Source organism: Psychrobacter immobilis (assembly GCF_904846185.1).
GTDB lineage: Bacteria > Pseudomonadota > Gammaproteobacteria > Pseudomonadales > Moraxellaceae > Psychrobacter > Psychrobacter immobilis_B.
Genome location: NZ_CAJGZQ010000003.1, coordinates 59,626 through 75,155, shown reverse-complemented (window position 1 = coordinate 75,155; position 15,530 = coordinate 59,626). Strand labels below are relative to the sequence as shown.

14 protein-coding genes are annotated in these 15,530 nt (G+C 42.2%); 9 read left to right on the top strand and 5 right to left on the bottom strand.

From position 1 onward, the window contains the following. Nucleotides 1–12: 12 nt before the first annotated feature. The gene (locus JMW94_RS02230) at nt 13–741 is read left to right on the top strand and encodes a CHAP domain-containing protein (RefSeq protein ID WP_201600484.1); all 729 of its coding nucleotides are present in this window, start codon (nt 13–15) and stop codon (nt 739–741) included. Between the two features lie 113 nt (nt 742–854). Here the strand turns inward: JMW94_RS02230 and JMW94_RS02225 are convergent, their stop codons facing one another. Next, nucleotides 855–1,583 (bottom strand): hypothetical protein, encoded by a 729-nt coding sequence (locus JMW94_RS02225; RefSeq protein ID WP_201600481.1) that lies wholly within the window; start codon nt 1,581–1,583, stop codon nt 855–857. Between the two features lie 223 nt (nt 1,584–1,806). Beyond that, nucleotides 1,807–2,115 carry a YhbY family RNA-binding protein gene (locus JMW94_RS02220; protein ID WP_045444184.1) on the bottom strand — a complete coding sequence of 103 codons (309 nt, stop codon included), beginning with the start codon at nt 2,113–2,115 and terminating at the stop codon, nt 1,807–1,809. A gap of 343 nt (nt 2,116–2,458) precedes the next feature. On the opposite strand from JMW94_RS02220, the gene JMW94_RS02215 reads away from it, so the two are divergent. The 7 genes from JMW94_RS02215 (at nt 2,459) to JMW94_RS02185 (ending at nt 10,132) form a co-directional block, all read left to right on the top strand. Then, on the top strand, nt 2,459–3,091 hold the full coding sequence (locus JMW94_RS02215; protein WP_045444188.1) for an RlmE family RNA methyltransferase: 633 nt from the start codon (nt 2,459–2,461) through the stop codon (nt 3,089–3,091). A 400-nt stretch (nt 3,092–3,491) separates the two neighbouring features. After that, nucleotides 3,492–5,387 (top strand): ATP-dependent zinc metalloprotease FtsH, encoded by a 1,896-nt coding sequence (ftsH, locus tag JMW94_RS02210; protein WP_055124711.1) that lies wholly within the window; start codon nt 3,492–3,494, stop codon nt 5,385–5,387. Between the two features lie 188 nt (nt 5,388–5,575). Then, nucleotides 5,576–6,472 (top strand): dihydropteroate synthase, encoded by an 897-nt coding sequence (gene folP / locus JMW94_RS02205; protein ID WP_201600478.1) that lies wholly within the window; start codon nt 5,576–5,578, stop codon nt 6,470–6,472. A 29-nt stretch (nt 6,473–6,501) separates the two neighbouring features. Beyond that, a complete protein-coding gene (locus JMW94_RS02200; RefSeq protein ID WP_045444191.1) occupies nt 6,502–6,783 on the top strand; it encodes a succinate dehydrogenase assembly factor 2 in 282 nt (93 codons plus the stop codon). Nucleotides 6,784–6,875: 92 nt separating this feature from the next. Next, entirely contained in the window at nt 6,876–7,319 is a 444-nt protein-coding gene (locus tag JMW94_RS02195) for a protein YgfX (RefSeq protein ID WP_201600475.1), read from the top strand. A 302-nt stretch (nt 7,320–7,621) separates the two neighbouring features. Then, on the top strand, nt 7,622–8,365 hold the full coding sequence (locus JMW94_RS02190) for a YidB family protein (RefSeq protein ID WP_201600472.1): 744 nt from the start codon (nt 7,622–7,624) through the stop codon (nt 8,363–8,365). Between the two features lie 309 nt (nt 8,366–8,674). Beyond that, nucleotides 8,675–10,132: an anion permease gene (locus JMW94_RS02185; protein WP_201600470.1), complete on the top strand. Its 1,458-nt coding sequence runs from the start codon at nt 8,675–8,677 to the stop codon at nt 10,130–10,132. 64 nt (nt 10,133–10,196) lie between these two features. Here JMW94_RS02185 and JMW94_RS02180 read toward each other — a convergent pair whose 3' ends face one another. From JMW94_RS02180 to trmB, 3 genes are all read right to left on the bottom strand, one after another. Then, complete coding sequence (locus tag JMW94_RS02180) at nt 10,197–11,306, bottom strand: regulatory protein RecX (protein ID WP_201600467.1); 1,110 nt, start codon at nt 11,304–11,306, stop codon at nt 10,197–10,199. 57 nt (nt 11,307–11,363) lie between these two features. After that, complete coding sequence (recA, locus tag JMW94_RS02175; protein WP_055124705.1) at nt 11,364–12,416, bottom strand: recombinase RecA; 1,053 nt, start codon at nt 12,414–12,416, stop codon at nt 11,364–11,366. A 1,030-nt stretch (nt 12,417–13,446) separates the two neighbouring features. After that, nucleotides 13,447–14,298, bottom strand: a complete 852-nt coding sequence (gene trmB / locus JMW94_RS02170) for a tRNA (guanosine(46)-N7)-methyltransferase TrmB (protein WP_201600464.1) — start codon at nt 14,296–14,298, stop codon at nt 13,447–13,449. A gap of 298 nt (nt 14,299–14,596) precedes the next feature. On the opposite strand from trmB, the gene JMW94_RS02165 reads away from it, so the two are divergent. Then, entirely contained in the window at nt 14,597–15,526 is a 930-nt protein-coding gene (locus JMW94_RS02165) for a pilin (protein ID WP_201600461.1), read from the top strand. Nucleotides 15,527–15,530 lie beyond the last annotated feature (4 nt).

The following is a 15,530-nucleotide window of genomic DNA, read 5'->3' as shown; positions in this document are numbered from 1 at the left end:
GGTAGTAAATTTATGAAACAAGCTTTATTAATTTTGTCAGTATTGGGAATGGGTATAGCACAGACAAGTGGTGCTGTCGAAACAACCTTTCAACCAAATAATACCTTGAGTCATACCATCACAAATATTTCTGCTTCTTCGAACTACGGTTCTAGTCGCAATATCTATAGCACTAACAGTGGTGCTCATGTATATAGCAACGATGAGATCAGTCAAGCCATTGATAATTTAAGTGCGCATGCCAAGCAAAAAGAATACCAGCTTGCTTCGCTTACTAGCCGTTTGTCTTATGAGCAGCGTCAGCAGCAATCAAGCCGCGCTCCTGATCGCAATTCTGCTCCTGCTATCGCAGCGGCAAGTGCATCGCGAGTAGCACTGTCTAGAAGCTCTGGCTACTGTGCTCGCTATGTACGTAAAGCGCTACAATCAGCAGGTTACGAATTTACGCCTAACCCTTCAGCTTATCAGTATGCCTCTCGCGGCACACTTGCTCAAGCAGGTTTTACCAAGATCAGTAATGATATGCAGCCACAAGTGGGTGACGTCGTTGTCTATAATCGTACGTCAAACCGTCCACATGGTCATATCCAGATCTTTGATGGAAACGATTGGGTATCTGATTTCCGCCAAAACAGCATTAGCCCATACAGTGGCACTTACAGCTATACGACATGGCGTGATTCGCAATATGTCGATGATGCATCAGACCGTGGTATTTACCTCGCGATGGCTGACAAATAATAGCCAGTTAGATGTAGCCTAAGTTAAAAGTTTTCTCCAAACCCAGTAATGCCTTTATAGCGTTGCTGGTTTTTTTTGCGCTTGGAGTTGTGATGCTTAAGTTAAAAGTAGAGTTAAAGCTCAAATCTCGACCAGTGGCTACGATTGTGAAAGTCAGGAGGGGAGGCGTGGTTTGGGGCAAAATATAAAGCAATCTCACCAAACCATAAAATAACGCAAGGATGTATTTGCTCAATCACACTATTTGCGATGGTGTATTGCTTATTGGATCGTTGGATTACTGGTACATTAAAGCTGCGCTCATAATGATGAGGTTTATTTGCGATTGATGGATCATTAGATAAAGGGTTTCTCACGTACCTTAATGTTGGAGTTACATCGTTTATCCAATTAATAAACGCGCGCGCTTGTCCATCAGCTGCATATAAGGGTGTTGGTGGTAAGGTGGCAGGATTACGATAGCTTTCAAATTGATATAGCGCGTAACGACCGTCTGGATTGGCATTAATCTCGATATAGGGCGTTGCCTTTTGAGCATTCGTTAGATTTTCATCATTTATCAGATGACCAGCGATAAAACACTCAAGGCAAGTCTCTTCCCACAAGTAATCATCGAATTTTACTTGCGCTTGCTGCCACATTGACCAGTTTAGCTGCTTTGCTAGCATGTGGTTGGGCAGGGTGAGTTGATAGGTTAGCCTTAAGTATAGTGATGGCTGTCGAATAATCTGAGCACGCACATTTATACAGATGCGCTGCAACTCATCCACTGTTACACCCAGTTGCTGCGCATCGTTTACTATGGTTTCGGTGGCCACATAGAGATTGAATGATTGATTCATAAGTTAAGACTCGACAATGAAAATATAGAAGTAACTATAAGAAAAATGGTACCGACTAAGCGAGCTAATATTACACGCTAAGTAAATCTAAAACGAGCAGACAACATAAAAGCCGCGAGCAAGATGCATCGCGGCTTTTACATTTATCGTCACCATGTGGCTATGATTTGAGTTGATATGGCATACCATACCATCACTCAAACCAGCTGGTCATCACATATTATTATGCATGACGTGCTAAGTTAGACAATTTTGGGTTGGCGTTTGGATTTTTACGTAGTAACAATGCCATACGACCAATAGAATGAACCAAAGACGCGTTAGCCGCTTTGGCAAGTTCCGCACCGATGACATCGCGCTCTTCTTTTGTGCCAGCAGGCAGTTTTACTTTGATGAGCTCATGATCTGATAGCGCGCGATCAATCTCTTCAGTAATGGTTGGGGTAATACCTTTGTTGCCAATCATGACGATAGGTTTGAGGTCGTGACCAATGCCTCTTAGGCGTTTGATGGTAGCGTTATCGAGTTGCATAGAATTCCTAGGTGTTGGTAAAAATAAAAGACAGTGCTATTAAGAGCAGTTGACGACCATTATAGATAATCTGTGGTCATCTTGCATGAGATCAGCAGGATTTTGCACGATTTTACGTGATGAAAATGTTAAACTGAATGTTTGGGCACATTATAAACGCTACTGTCTGATAAATCAGTGTTTTAACCAATAGAATTTAGTCAGTTTAAGACTGCAAATGTATAAAGATCTTGATTGATAGTATATTCGAATGAATTTAAACCATATCGAAAGTGCTTCATAAATCTTTTAGCTACTTCAGTAATATGTATGAATGTTTTGCAAAGCAATAGGAGCAGGTATTTTGGCCACGCGTATCGAAAATAAAAAACTGTCAAAGAGTAGTAGCGCTTGGATGAAAGAGCATATTGACGATCATTATGTGCAAAAAGCGCAAAAAGATGGCTATCGTGCCCGTGCCGCCTATAAACTATTAGAAATTAATGAAAAGACCAATATTATTAAAAAAGGCATGACGGTTGTAGATTTGGGCAGTGCTCCAGGCAGTTGGTCTCAAGTGGCAGGTCAGCTAGTAGGCGAAAAAGGTATTTTGATTGCCTCTGATATTCTGCCGATGGATACATTGCCTGATGTGACCTTTATTCAAGGCGACTTTCGCGAAGCAGAAGTGTTTGATGCGATCATGGCAGAGGTTGGTGATAGACAGGTCGATGTAGTGCTGTCCGATATGGCACCAAATACGGCAGGAAACAGCGCAATCGATCAGCCACGTATGATGTATTTATGCGAGCTGGCAGTGGACTTCGCGCTTGCAACCTTACCAGAAGGTGGCGCACTTATTATGAAAGTGTTTCAAGGTGAAGGCACACAAGAATTACGCAAGCAGATGCAGCAGGATTTTAGTAAAATCCGTAGTATCAAGCCGGGTGCATCACGACCACGGTCAAAAGAGATGTTTTGGATAGCGATTAAATAATCATAACGTCGTTGTGTCATAGCCATTGTAAGCGAGATAATGTGTCACCATAACATAGTCTCATGAGCGCATTGAACCCGCTACAATCGTTAACTGAATAATAGCGAAACCTGCTTGAATTATGCAGGTTAGCACCACATATCATGGTATATTAACTTTGTTTCAAGCATATGTTTTAGGCAAAGTCGTCTGACAATAAGCGCCTGATGTGCTCATCTACGATAGATATATAGGTCATTGATATTTATAACTTGTGAAAGCGGTCCCTATGCAGCATTTGAGTTGTATGAGTCGAATCATAAATTTTGGCTATGAATATATCTACTAAAAAATGAGCGATACGTTTATAGACGTCACGTGTTTAACAAACACACCAATAAGTAAGGGATGGGAATAACTAGTGAGCGACATGGTAAAAAATACCTTATTGTGGCTGGTGGTAATCGGCGTTTTGGTGCTGGTGTTTAGCGGCTTTGATCAATCATCCGAGCCGGATAGCCTTAACTACTCTGAGTTTGTGACCGCTGTGTCAGAAAACCAAGTAGCCAGCGTTGAAATCGATGGCGAGCAAATCACCGGCGAAAAGAAAAATGGTTCATCTTTTGAGACCATTAGACCAGCTGTGTCAGATGACGAGCTGATGCCATTGCTGCGTGAGAACCAAGTCGAAGTCCAAGGGACTGCCCCAAAACGCCAAAGCGTGTTGATGCAATTACTGATAGCCAGTTTCCCAATTCTATTGATTATTGGTCTGTTTCTATTCTTCATGCGTAACATGCAAGGCGGCGCTGGCGGTAAAGGCGGCGGCCCTATGAGCTTTGGTAAGTCAAAAGCTAAAATGCTGACTGAAGACCAAATCAAGGTGAACTTTGAAGATGTGGCTGGTTGTGAAGAGGCCAAAGAAGAAGTGGTTGAAGTGGTCGAGTTTTTACGCGACCCTGATAAATTTACCAAACTGGGTGCGACGATTCCACGTGGTATCTTAATGGTAGGTCCTCCAGGTACCGGTAAAACCTTGTTAGCCAGAGCCATTGCTGGTGAAGCTAAAGTGCCGTTCTTCTCAATCTCAGGTTCTGATTTTGTTGAAATGTTTGTCGGTGTCGGTGCCTCACGTGTACGCGATATGTTCGAACAGGCTAAAAAGAGCGCGCCTTGCATCATCTTTATTGATGAAATTGATGCGGTCGGTCGTCATCGTGGCTCTGGTATGGGCGGTGGTAATGATGAGCGTGAGCAGACACTGAACCAATTATTGGTCGAAATGGATGGTTTTGAAGGCAATGAAGGCGTGATCGTCATTGCAGCGACCAACCGTGCGGATGTGCTTGATAAAGCGCTATTGCGTCCAGGTCGTTTTGACCGTCAGGTACAAGTGGGCTTGCCAGATATCAAAGGCCGTGAGCAAATTCTTAAAGTGCATTTGAGAAAGCTGCCGAATACTATCGGTGTGGATGCCAATGCACTGGCTCGTGGTACGCCTGGATTTAGTGGTGCGCAGCTGGCCAACCTTGTCAACGAAGCGGCATTGTTTGCAGCACGTCGCAACAAGACCAGCGTTGATATGAATGACTTTGAAGATGCAAAAGACAAGCTATATATGGGTCCTGAGCGTAAATCAATGGTCATCCGTGAAGAGGAGCGCCGTGCGACCGCTTATCATGAAGCAGGTCACGCCTTAGTCGCTGAGCTACTACCAGGTACCGATCCTGTGCATAAAGTAACGATCATGCCGCGTGGTTTTGCGCTTGGGGTTACTTGGCAGTTGCCAGAGCATGACCAAACCAGTATGTATAAATCAAAAATGCTGAGCGATATTGCTATCTTATTCGGCGGTCGTATCGCTGAAGAAGTCTTTATCAATCAAATGTCGACGGGTGCTTCTAACGACTTCGAACGTGCAACCAAGATGGCTCGCGCCATGGTGACGAAGTACGGTATGTCTGATGCGCTTGGTATTATGGTTTATGAAGATGAGGACAGCTCGCAAGGCTATTTTGGCTCTAGCAGTCGTACGATTTCAGAAGCCACGCAGCAAAAGGTCGATGAAGAAGTTCGCCGTATGTTAGAGGAGCAATATGATATCGCGCGTGAATTGATTGAAGGCAATCAAGAAAAAATGCATGCGATGGTAGATGCTCTAATGAAGTGGGAAACGATTGACCGTGATCAGTTGCAAGATATCTTAGCAGGTGAAGACCCTCGTCCACCTAGAGTTTATCAGCACAATGAAGTCAACTTATCGAAAAATGATATTAAAACAACCAACTCAACACCGCCACCGTTACCAGCGATGTAGTTGTCAGTTGATTCATATCCAATAGAAGAAGCCCTTTATCATAAAGGGCTTTTTTTGTTGTCCATATTTCGTGAAGGGTTTAGTACAGAATAGAGTTTACTGGTATCATGAGCACAGCGCATAACAAGCACAGTGCATAACAAGCAGTCTGCAATAATTAGAATGTTTTGATGAGAGATAATTTGGTTATGTCCTTATTTCAGCCCTTACCCAGCTATAAGATATCAAGTCGTGATAAAACACTAGATCTATCGCAGCCTCATATTATGGGTATTCTTAATGTCACACCCGATTCGTTTTCAGACGGTGGACAGTTCAATGTGATAGATAAGGCTGTTGCGCATTGTCAGCAAATAATAGAAGAAGGTGCGACTATTATCGACATTGGCGGTGAGTCTACTCGCCCCAATGCGGATGCTGTGGGCACTTCTGAAGAGATGCAACGTGTTGTGCCAGTGGTTCGAGCCATTAGGCAGCAATGCGGGGAGGATATTTGGCTATCCATTGATACCAGTAATCCAGAGGTTATGAAAGCGGCTTTTGACGCTGGTGCTGATATTTGGAATGATGTACGCGCACTCAAACGCGAGGGTGCAGCAGTACTAGCTGCTGAGCTTGATATACCCATCATGCTGATGCACATGCGCGGTGAGCCAACAACGATGAATAATTTGGCACAATATGACGACATCATTAGTGACGTAAGGGCTGAGCTATTATCGCGCATTGACGAAGTAACAAAAATCGGTGTTAAGCATGAGAAAATTATTATAGACCCAGGCTTTGGTTTTGCGAAGGATTATGAGCATCATTGTGCACTATTAAGCCAGCTTGGCAGGCTACAAGCGCTTGGTTTACCGATGATGTTTGGCATTTCGCGCAAACGTTTTTTAGCGGAAGTACTGAGCAAGAGTGGCGTCGAAGTCGTTGCTACTACTAACGCGGTAGATCGTGATGTGGTAGGTACGGCAGCTAGTATCTTTGCCCTACAGCAAGGCGCTGGCATTATACGCACCCATAATGTGGCGATGATGCAGCAAGCAGTCGCCTTATGGTGTCAATTATCTGCGCATAACTATCCTTAACCTTAATTTAAAATGATGAGAGTACTTTTATGACCACACCGATTCAGCCAGAACCAACCAACGAACAGCGCCGCATTATCTATCAAGCACGCCGCGGATTAAAAGAGTTAGACTTTTATATTGACCTTTATGTCAAAGAGATTTACTTAACGGCAGAGCCTGCTGAACAAGAGACGTTTGCAGAAATGCTGACTCATGAAGACCCTGATTTGTTGGATTATTTCACCAATCAAAATCGTCCAGAAAACGAAGAAATATGGGCGTTAGTCAATAAAATTAAAACATGGCGTCATACCAAAGATTTGACTTAAAGACTGATTTAGATATAAAAAATGGTTGTTCAGAGCTGGCATAGCTAAGCCTGAGCAACATAATGGTCTGCCGTTTTTTTTGGTGATAAAATATGACCTTGGCAAATTCGTTGCGTATTGATACGGCTATTCGTCCTGCCAGCTATTTGCGTTTGCTGCTTTATAGTGGGTTGACCGCCGTCATGGTTGTACTGGCGTGGCTTGCTTCTTTACTGTTATGGCAATATGTGCTTATTTTAATCGTTACCGCCGTGGTGATTATTTATTTGACATTATCACGACCCATACTGCTGCACCTTAGCCAGCCACCGCTTAGCTATCGTGTTGATCAACATTGGCAGTTACTGCTCCGTACAGGTCGCGGTGATGAGCTATGGCAGGCACAGTTAAGCAATGTCTCTGGATATCGATGGGCGATAAGCTTTGAATTTAATGTTGTAGAGCCTTATCAGCGCTCTTTATCAGTGACCATCTTTCGAGATCAAGTGAGCCCTGAACAATGGCGAGAGTTGAACATTTTGGCTAGATTATATTGAATATTCATAAATGGTGCTTATCAGTCCCATTGCCGAATGTTCAATATGCCTAACATAAACGCCGAAAATACGAGTTAAGGTAATATTTTTTTATAGTGTCCAATGGGGGATTTTTTTCAAGAATTTACGAACACCTACATGTCATAACAAAACACCTATCTGGATAGCGAAAAAGATTTGTTATATTGCAAGAGAATTGTGAATCGCATAAGTAAATCAAGCTGTTGCTTGATATATTAAATTAGCAGCGAAATTTTTAGCGGTTTATAGATAATAAATAATATGACAAAAAGGAATCGAGAATGAGCTTATTAGGGAATTTGGTTAGTCAGGTAGCCCGTCGTGCGATGGATCCTGAAGATGCGCAGCGTAATCCTGTAAATCAACGCATTGATCCACGTCGTACAGGTGGTCTTGGGGATATATTGGGTAGCGTACTAGGCGGTACTAGTCAAACTGGTGGCTACAATCCACGCCAGTATGATCGTCAGCCAGACAATGGTTTTGGCTTAGATGATATTCTAGGTGGGTTAACAGGCGGTGGACTCACTGGTGGCAATCAAAGTGGCGGCGTCAATTCTAATGCCGGCGGTCTTGGAGACATATTAGGCAGTGTGCTAGGTGGTCAAGCCATGGGTAGTCAAACGAGAAAATCTGGATTCGGTGGTAAAGGTATGCTAATCGCTGCACTTATGCCAATGGTACTAAGCTGGATCAAACGCAATGGCGGCTTGAGTGGTGCATTATCGAAAATCACAGGTATGGGTTATGAAAACCAAGCCCGTTCTTGGATGAGTAACCAACAAGACAATGACAACCTTGATCCAAATGATATCAGTCAGTTATTCGATGAAAATGAGATTCAGCAGGTTGTAGCACATACTGGTGCTAATGACGTAGAAGTCCGTCAAGGTCTTGCTGAATTGCTGCCAGAAGTAATGAATCAGCTGACACCAAGTGGCAATTTGGATAATGAATCTGAAGCCAATGAAGAGATTGATCAAATCATCAATCAGTTATCTAGTCGACTAGGTGCGTTAAAATAAACTTATCTTTTAAATAAAGTCGCAATCGTTAATGCCAAAAAGTTAATACCATAAAAAAGAGTACGTTATCCAACGTGCTCTTTTTTATGGCTGTTAGTTTAACCCTACTATCGGTACTCTATTACTGAATATTTACTCTTTGTTCTAAACAGATATGTTAAAAATGGTGAATAATAGAAAAATGATTTTATAAATCTTATAAGATAGTCATATGATTCATTGAGTCTTTTGTCGCAGTGGGGCTACTTTGATAGTCCTTTATATAATATGACTGCGTGATGGTATAAGCATTTATAAGGATAGTTAATCATGCCATTTAAGCCTATTCAAGCAGCGGTTGCCATTTTGGTCGGCTTGATCATTTGGTTTGTGATACCAGTGCCTACTGGCGTTACGCCTGAAGCATGGCACATGCTGGCGTTATTCATCGCCACTATTGTCGCTATTATCGGCAAAGTATTACCCATTGGTGCAATTGCTATCATTGCCGTCACCCTAGTCGCACTGACAGGCGTGACTAGTGATAGCCCAGCACAAGCCATTAGTGATGCATTATCAAGCTACTCAAGTCCGTTGATTTGGCTAATTGGTATTGCAGTCATGATATCGCGTGGCTTGATAAAAACGGGTTTGGGTCGACGTATTGCCTATTATTTTATTTCTATTTTTGGTAAAAAAACCATCGGCGTGGCTTATTCTTTGACTGCGGCTGAATTGATGATAGCACCCATTACGCCCTCCAATACGGCGCGTGGCGGCGGTATTATTCATCCTATTATGAAGTCTATCGCGCAAAGCTTTCACTCAACACCTGAGGAAGGCACTCAAAATAAGATTGGTCGTTATTTGGCGATGGTGAATTATCATGCCAACCCGATTACCTCTGGGATGTTTATCACGGCTACTGCGCCCAACCCTTTGGTTGTAGATTTGGTGAATAAAGCCACAGGCGGTGATATTCAGCTGTCATGGACCACTTGGGCAGTGGCGATGTTTGTACCTGGTATGCTATGCCTGCTTGTGATGCCGTTAGTCATTTATATAATTTATCCACCTGATGTTAAAATCACGCCTGATGCAAAAGGTTTTGCCAAAGAAAATTTGGCAGAAATGGGAAAAATAAGTAGCCAAGAAAAAATTATGCTCGGGGTATTTGCTCTGATGCTGTTATTGTGGGCGAATATTCCCGCATTGATATTAGGTGAGCAATATAGCGTTGATGCTACCACCACAGCATTTATTGGTTTGACGACCTTAATATTGACTGGGGTACTGACTTGGGACGATATTTTAAAAGAGAAGTCAGCATGGGATACCATTATTTGGTTTGGCGCCCTTATTATGATGGCCGCTTATCTTAATAAGCTTGGACTGATAAGCTGGTTCTCTGGCAATATCGAATCGATGATTGGCACGACTGGGCTTGGCTGGATAGGGGCTGTGACTATTTTGACCCTAGTGTACTTATATATTCATTATTTCTTTGCTAGTACCACGGCTCATATTACTGCACTATTTGCAGCATTTTATGCGGTGGGTTTAAGCTTGGGCGCACCGCCGATGTTATATGCGCTGATCTTAGCTGCAGCGGGCAACATCATGATGACGCTTACGCATTATGCAACCGGTACCGCGCCAGTCATTTTTAACTCTGGTTATGTGACGTTAAGAGAGTGGTGGAGTATTGGCGCGATTATGAGTGTGGTCAATTTGGTCATCTGGATCGGTGCTGGTTTGATTTGGTGGAAAGTGCTCGGCTATTATTAATAGATCGCTCAAGTCATATTGTCTTATGTACAGATGGGTGTTTTTAAAAAAAGGTGAGGGTGGCTTAAAAGCGCTCATCTAATGTGTCTAAAGTATAATTGAGCGCGGCAAAACATATATCGCTCTGAAAGCCTCGATATTGCAAAAACCGTAGCTGCTTTGCTTTGTCTTTTTGTTCAGTGGGTATGTCATCGCCGTACTTCTTAGTGCGCGCTGTGACTGCCAGTTTGAGCCAATCGATACCATCTACCAGATTATCTGCACTATCATCTACAAACTCCCTAAACTCTTCTGACTCTGCATTTGCCATATCGATTAACTCATCGATATTACTGGGCATGGTAATTTTTTTACGATAAAACTCTTGCTTGATACGCCCACGTCCCCGACCTTTACGGATATTTTCACGAATGAGCATGAGCGTCGTGCGATAATCACTTTGGTAGCCTTTTTCCTCAAAATCATCGAGTAGCGCATCAATTTTATCTGGGGCTTGCTCTTTATCAATAAGCTTTTGCTTAAGCTCAGCCTTGCCGTACTCACGGCGCGATAAATAATAAAAAGCTAACCAACGCAAGCGGCTTTCGGCTTTGATCTCATCTATTTCTGCTTGTCGTTGTTCAGGCGTGCGCAAATAGGCTTTAAGAGCAGCGGGTAGGTTATCCATCTGACTGTCGACTGTGCTATGCACAGAAGTGTTGGTAATGGCAGCATCGATTGTATACTGTGATTCTTTGTTAAATTCATCATCAGTAGCCGCGCTATCATCTGGTTCACTATGAATATTTTGTTTAACTTCAGCCAGCATCTCTTTGATACTTTGCGCTTCTGGTTGCTGATAAGCAGGCACGTCACTAGGCTCAGGGCTAAAGTTAGCCGCTGGGTGAAAACGCTTTTTACGTTTCTTGGTTTGAGCAGAATTTTTATTGGTAAAAGAGTGAGCCTCGACGGATTCTACTGAAAAGTCAGCATCGTCAGATAATGAATGGTCTTCATGATAGTAAGTTGAATGCTTACGTGTCTTAGTCGTTTTTTTAGGATCGCCTTGATAGGAATGCTGAGAAAATTTGGAGGATTCAGAGGGTTTAGAAGTTTTTTTTGATTTGATAGTAGGATCACTCGCTGAATCGGCATCTGATTCAGCAAGTATTTCAGCTAAGGTTTTAATGTTCATAACAATTTAATTTTCATAACAAGTCATGATTATTGATAACGATTAATAATTGTGCCGTTATTGTACAGGGTCAGAGACCAACGCTTCATTGGCTTTATCTTCGGCTTTGGTCTCTTTCTTTGATCCAAGCTTTTCTTCACGGATTTTAGCTTCGATTTCTTGCGCAATCGCAGGGTTTTCTTTTAAGAACAGCACAGAATTGGCTTTACCTTGACCAATTTTTTCGTCGCCATAGCTATACCAAGAGCCTGCTTTGCCAACTGCACCAATTTCAACACCCAAGTCAATCACTTCGGCTAAGTGGTTGGTACCTTCACCATAAGTAATTTCAAACTCTGCTTGGCGGAAAGGCGGTGCCATTTTGTTTTTGATAACTTTGACACGGGTTTGGTTACCGATGATTTCATCACCATTTTTGACCGCACCGATACGGCGAATGTCCATACGCACTGAGGCGTAAAACTTAAGCGCGTTACCACCAGTCGTGGTCTCAGGGCTACCAAACATCACACCAATTTTCATACGAATTTGGTTAATAAATACCACCATACAGTTAGAGCGTTTGGCGTTACCTGTGATTTTACGTAGTGCTTGGCTCATCAGACGTGCTTGCAAGCCCATATGTGAGTCGCCCATCTCGCCTTCAATCTCTGCGCGCGGCGTCAAGGCAGCGACTGAGTCAATGACGATCATATCGATAGCACCAGAGCGCACCAACATGTCAGTAATTTCAAGCGCTTGCTCACCATTATCAGGCTGAGAAAGCAATAGTTCATCAGTATTCACGCCAAGCTTACGCGCATAAACAGGGTCAAGCGCATGCTCAGCATCAATAAAGGCGCAGGTGCCTCCTTGCTTCTGACATTCTGCAATCGCCTGTAGCGTCATGGTCGTTTTACCTGAGCTTTCTGGGCCATAAATCTCTACGATACGGCCTTTTGGTAGACCACCAATGCCAAGTGCAATATCCAGACCCAACGAACCTGTTGATACTACATCGACATCCATAATAGCTGAGTCGTCACCTAAATGCATGATGGTATTCTTACCAAACTGCTTTTCGATTTGACCGAGTGCTGCTTTAAGGGCTTTGGCTTTATTGTCGTCCATACTGGATTCCTTGTCTTCAATCATTGGTTAAAACTATAAATTTGGTATGATAAATAAAATGTTTGTAGCTAAGAAGGTTAACGGCTCAATAGTATTGATGGCTATCTAAATAATAGGCAGCGTTCGTTCAATGTCTATCTATAATGAATGGGTTAGGGTATCGATGATGTAAACAGTAATATTAGATATATCACTCTACTATACAGTAAAATCAAATAACGATAAAAGTAAAATTAAGTTCATAATCAGCGCCAACAGATGTAATTTGTAGGGAACATTATGCTCGTTGAGCCTTAACTGTTTTCTAAAGTGCGGTTGATTAGATAAGGTGATTATAACAAAAACCAAGGAGCATATAGAGGATACAATGATGCTAAACGACACTAACTGTCGCATTGTATATAAGTGATAACTTGTGTAATCTAGTTGATGAATATATCCTAATTTTGGATAGGATAATGCCGCCCTTTGTCAATAGCATTAAAAGTTGTCCACAAGAAATAAAGAGTCTAAATTTAGCTTTTGTGAAACATCAGTGAGGATTAATTTAATTTAAAAATATATTAAAAATAAATTACAGTATTATGAAATACGTTATAACCCATTGATTTAAAATGTTTTTTAAATTGTATAAAAAATGAACGATTTTACCTCATCCTTTGAGCTATCTAGGGAAATTGTTGTCAAGTGCGTACTTATGCACAGGGTTATCCACAGCTTATGGGGAGAACTCATGAATCCCTTATACTATCAATGTTTGAGTAGGTAGGTAACCTGTGAGTGTGGCCCTGCAATATATTTTTTACCCCTATATGTAGCATTATTAATTTAAAAACTCTATGAAAATAGACGATGTTTCACGTATTAAAAAATTTTTATTATTTTTAATAAAAATACTTATAGCTTGTCTATTAAGGGTTGTAGCTGAAAAAAATCAAATAATATTGTCATTAGATAATTTGCAAGCACAAAAAAGCGGCTAAATAATTTAGCCGCTATGCAGAAGTCACCGAAGATAAGTGAGCCAAATCTAGTCTTTGATATAGATTAAATCCCAAACGCCATGTCCACTATTTATACCGCGGCGCTCAAATTTGGTCATTGGACGAAAGTCAGGGCGGTCGGTGAAGTTACCTGCGCCTGCTTGATTGGTTAAACCAGTAAAACCGTCTAATACTTCAACCATCCAAAAGGCATAATGCTCCCAGTCGGTTGCGGTATGGAACCAGCCGCCTTGCTTTAGACTACGAGTCACAATCGCCATGCGTTCAGCACTGACGAAGCGGCGTTTGTGATGGCGCTTTTTTTGCCATGGGTCAGGGAAGTAAAGCTGGATGCGATCAATATGGTTTTCTGGTAGTTGCTTGAGCAATTGGATGGCGTCACCGTTGATGATTTTGACATTGGTTAGCGCTTGTGTACCTGCCATATAGGCGCATTTACCGATACCCGGCTCGTGCACTTCGATACCAACGAAATTGCGGCTAGGTTCTGCTGCTGCCATCTCAATGAACGAATCACCCAGTCCAAAACCGATCTCTAAAGTAAGGGGTGCTTCACTACCGTTAGGGCTATCAGCGAATAGCGTTCGTAGATTGTCAATACCATCAAGATTGCCATCACCGAAACTGTTATTGACCAAATACTCAGCAAATTCTGGCGCGGTTAGTGCCAGTTCGGCGTTTTTATTCATGTGCGTACGTCGTTTCATAAAAGTATTGACGATACGTAGATGTTTGCTTTCTTCAGGTTCACTCTCATTGCTAATACGGGCTTCAATGTCAGTATTAGTATTGCTTTCGGTGTTAGTACTGAGGACTTTTTGCTCATCAGTAGTACTCGTACTATCGATGTGATCATTAATATCAGGATGTGGACTCATAGGATTGACAAGGCTTCATAAAATGGGTGATGTATGCTTATTATAAGTTAAATCTATACAGCTGTGAACGGACAATAATTTTTTAATATTGTTATCGTTCATTCAGCATAAAAAAGTGAAAGCGCTGACCTTGTTTGACGTATCACATATAGATTGGCGTTCGGTTACCTTGACTTTCTTTTACATTGAATTAACGGTATTTATCTGTCGTTTTACTGTTCTGCACATCGGTTTTGGCGTTATCATATAAAGTGAGTAATGGATTTAAATTTTTCTTCATCGTTAATAGGGGTCATCTATGCTATTTATCGAGACGAATTCGCCGCCCCCTTTTTATCAAGAACAGCTGACTCCTGCTAAGCGTACACAACTTGATAAATGGTTTATCGGTCACCGTAGCCAGCATTATTATCTGAAACGTTTTGAGCAGTTCGATGCGCAAGGTTATCTGTCGCCAAAATGGCATTGGGCAGCATTTTTTGTGACGTTTCCTTGGCTCCTCTATCGCAAACGCTATATGGATGCGATTGTCTATAGCGTAGCAGGCTGGTCGTTTATCCAGCTCAATGTGGCACTGGTATTGGTTGCGTTTGAATTTTTGGCGATGTCCTTCATCCCTGATGCTTACCAGATGGCGACACGCATAGGTATTGCTGCGATCATTTGGTTGTTTTGGTCATTTATGGTGGCGCGTTGGACGGATGCGTATTATTACCGCATGGCGCGACGTGAGATTGCAGATGCTATCGATGATTATCCGCGTGATGAAGCAGCGCAAAAGGCACATCTGCGCCGAGAAGGTGGGGTCAGTCTATTTGGGCTAGGATTGGGGTTTGGTATTTTTGCCTTTGCTTTAATGGTTATTAAGATACAGTTTTTACCAATTATTGCCAAGCCAAAAGCCAATGAAGTGCTATTCGATGCGTATGATACCGCTAAAACGGCACAAAATCGTGTGGCACTGATTTATCAACAGACAGGGCAATGTCCAATGGATTTGCCTATCGATACAGGCACTCAGCAGATACGAATTGATATCGATAAAAAGGCCGCTGGCGTAGTAGAAACGGATTGTGCAGTCATTGCGACCATACAAAATGTTCAGTTCCCTATCCGCTATCTAAATCAGCAGACACTGGTTTTTTACCATGTGCCAGACAGCGATAGTTGGAACTGTACAAGTTCACTAAATAAGAAACTGGCACCAGCAAGCTGTATGCCTGATTAAAACA